Source organism: Spirochaetota bacterium (genome assembly GCA_035477215.1).
Taxonomy (GTDB): domain Bacteria; phylum Spirochaetota; class UBA4802; order UBA4802; family UBA5368; genus MVZN01.
In genome coordinates this window covers 1-2,995 of the sequence record DATIKU010000050.1, presented here as the reverse complement: position 1 = coordinate 2,995, position 2,995 = coordinate 1, and the positions used below count along the sequence as shown (strand labels likewise).

At 56.6% G+C, this 2,995-nt stretch carries 3 protein-coding genes; 2 read left to right on the top strand and 1 reads right to left on the bottom strand.

Features of this window, described 5'->3' with window-relative positions; all coding sequences use genetic code 11:
- On the bottom strand, positions 1 to 309 hold a 309-nt coding region (locus tag VLM75_12355), incomplete at its 3' end, for a transglycosylase SLT domain-containing protein (protein ID HSV97705.1).
- Between the two features lie 253 nt (positions 310 to 562).
- Between VLM75_12355 and VLM75_12350 the strand changes: the two genes are divergently transcribed.
- On the top strand, positions 563 to 1,804 hold the full coding sequence (locus VLM75_12350; GenBank protein ID HSV97704.1) for a response regulator: 1,242 nt from the start codon (positions 563 to 565) through the stop codon (positions 1,802 to 1,804).
- A 412-nt stretch (positions 1,805 to 2,216) separates the two neighbouring features.
- Positions 2,217 to 2,995, top strand: a 779-nt coding sequence (locus VLM75_12345) for a methyl-accepting chemotaxis protein (GenBank protein HSV97703.1), incomplete at its 3' end; no start/stop codon positions are given.

The following is a 2,995-nucleotide window of genomic DNA, read 5'->3' as shown; positions in this document are numbered from 1 at the left end:
GACGTCGAGCATGATCTGCATGAGGCCCGCCGCGCCGGCGACCGATACCGCTCCCGCGTTGAAATCCGACTCGACCTTGACGATGCACTGGACGAGGTAGTCGTCCACGCCCTCCTCGGCGGCGATACGGTTGATGAGCGGGATGTGCGGGCTTCGGAACGCGGTCCGCGCGCCCGGCGCCGCCGCGGCGCGGCCCCTGAGATGAATGGTGTCTCCGGCCCCGGCCTCCAGCGGGCCGCACGTAAGGGCCGCGGGCAGGGCCGACAGGCAAACAAGGAACACACACCGAATGGCGCGCTGAATTTTCATTTCATCGGCTCCATGGAGAGTGTTGACCGGTGAAGGCGTAACGTCAACCATTTAGGCGTTGGGTATATATTCTGATTGATATATTTTTCCTCCTGTGAATTGCTGGCGGATATAAGCGTGCGATACGGCGCCGCGTTCCGGCAGTCCCTCCTCCCCGCGGAGACCGGGCGCGTGGCGTGAACGATGGCGCGCAACCGATCGCCGGCGTCTGCGAGGGCGGTTCTGGGACCGCATAACAAAGGAAATCGATATCATGGAAGACAGAAGGGTGCTAATAGCCGAAGACGATCCGTTTTCGGGGAAGCTGTTAGTTGAGGTGGCGTCGTCGGTCGGATTTCAGCCGGTACTGGCGCCAAACGGTCGGCTTGCGCTGGACCTGTTCAAAAAACATCCCTTTCCGGTCGTTATTACGGACATCCAGATGCCCGAGATGGACGGTTCCGCCCTCATCGACCATCTAAAAGATATTGAATTCGAGCCTGTCATCATCGTTCAGACCGTCATAAAGGAATCGGAGCACGTAATCGAGATAATGCGCAGGGGGGTCTACGATTACGTCATCAAGCCGATCAGCGTCGGCGAGTTCGTTCTAAAACTCGAGCGGGCGTTCGAAACCTCGCGCCTGCGCCGCATGAGGCGCATCATGGAAAAAGAAAAGGTCATACGGCTCGAGCGCGAGCTGGACTGGTACAAGTGGTACGACAGCGCGAAGAACCGCGAGATTGGAAAACTGGACCGCTCGCTCTTTCGGAGCCTGCACACCTCCTTCAACCAGGGCGCGGGATTCGGCGCCCTCATTACGCTTCTTGACATCGTCTCGCAGTCGGCCCGCAGGGAAAACGACCACTATATCATCGAGGCGGATCTCATGGACCTCGTCGACAAGAACGTGGCCCTGTCGGGGAAGGTGCTTCGCACATTTTCCGAGATCGACTGGCTGCTCACGCACGAGCTCGAGCTTGAAAGGATGGAGTACGGCGCGCTGTACGGCATGGTGGCGGATGTCCGGAATGAAATGGAGCGCCACGCCTCGCTGAAGGGACAGTCGCTTGTAATGAGCGAGCGCAAGGCGGGCCTGTCAGGCACGGCGGTGATGGCCTCGGCGGAGCGGCTGCGTACTTTCGTCTTCGAGCTCATCGTCAACGCGTGCAAGTTCTCCGAGCCCAACACCCCCGTGTTCATCATCGTGGACGTCGTGCACGGAGCCATGCAAGTATCGGTGATCAACGAGCCGGTGCCCGACGAGCAGGGCCGGGTGGGGATACCGCTCGGATACGAGAACATCGTCCTCGAGCCTTTTTTCCGCATGACGCGGACCGTTTTCGAGGGATACGATACGCCCGACTACGGACTGGGGCTCACGCTGGCGGACAAGATCGCCCGCAAGCACGGCGGAAGGATCTCGGCGGGGAATATAATCGACTACAGCGACGTAAGCCGCGAGCCCATGACGAAGGTCAACGTGACCCTGAGCGTTCCCCTTATATCGGCCTAATGGATTTTCTTACACAACGGGCCGCTTTTCCCTAAACCCACCGTACGTTTTTAATCCATAAAAAAAAGCACCGCCCGGAGTTCGCGCGCTTTAAAAAGCTTGACTGTTAAAGCTGCTGAGCTTTAAGATCATGAGCGTGGAGTCGCGGTTGTCACAGGGATGTAGCGGCGGCTGCCTCGCGATCGGGTGCCCCCGAAGGGCGATAGCGCGTAATCCCTCCCGTGGACGAAAGGGAAGTCGGTTAAAACCAATATCCGGATTGCATCGCTGAAGTACCTTCCTCCCCGGGCTGGTGTGCGCCGACATGAACATTCCTGTCTGCGACGGATGTGGCGCATATTGAATTTCTGAAAGAAGCCGGTTTTTCGTCGCGCGTAATTTTCGCGTAATAAGAGATTAACGGAGGATGGCGATGAAGTGGTTCAGTAATCTCAAGGTGGCGTACAAGGTACTGTTGTCGTGTCTTATTTTCATACTGCTTATAAGCTTTATCGCGTTTCAGGGCATTGTGAGTATACGAAGCGCCGCGAGCGGCTTCCAGGAATTCTATACCGATCGATATATACCGACGCGCCAGCTTAACCGAATATTGAGGGACCTTTTGCAGATACGGGTCAATATGCTGCAGGAATTTGAAGCTGCGCGTGTCAACGATTGGAAAACGGTCGAGGAGCGTGTGAAATCTACCGCGGACCTCGCACAGAAGTATATGGAGGAGTGGAAGGCCTTTTCAGCATCGAAAATGACGGAAGAAGAGAAAAAAATGGCCGATGAATGGGTGGTGCTGGCCGAGGCCCCGAGGGAGGCGCGCGGTAAATTTCGCACTACAGTGGAGTCGAGGAATTTAGACCAGTCCAAGGTATACCTTGCCCAGTGGCTTGATGGATTTCAAAAGCTTAGAGATAAAACAGACGAACTTATAAACCTGCAGCAACGCGAGGCTGATAAGCTTAGGGTGGGAATGGAAGCAACGGCCAGGAATGTTGTGGTACTATCATTTGTATTCCTCGGACTTGCGATCTTTGTGGGCGTGATCATTACCTTTGTACTGGCCCGTGCGATTTCCGGTCCGGTACGAAAGGGCCTTGCCTTCGCCGAAAAGCTTGCCGGCGGCGACTTCACCTCGAGGATCGACCTGGACCAGAACGACGAGCTGGGCATGCTCGGCAAAGCGCTCAACGCCGCGGCCGA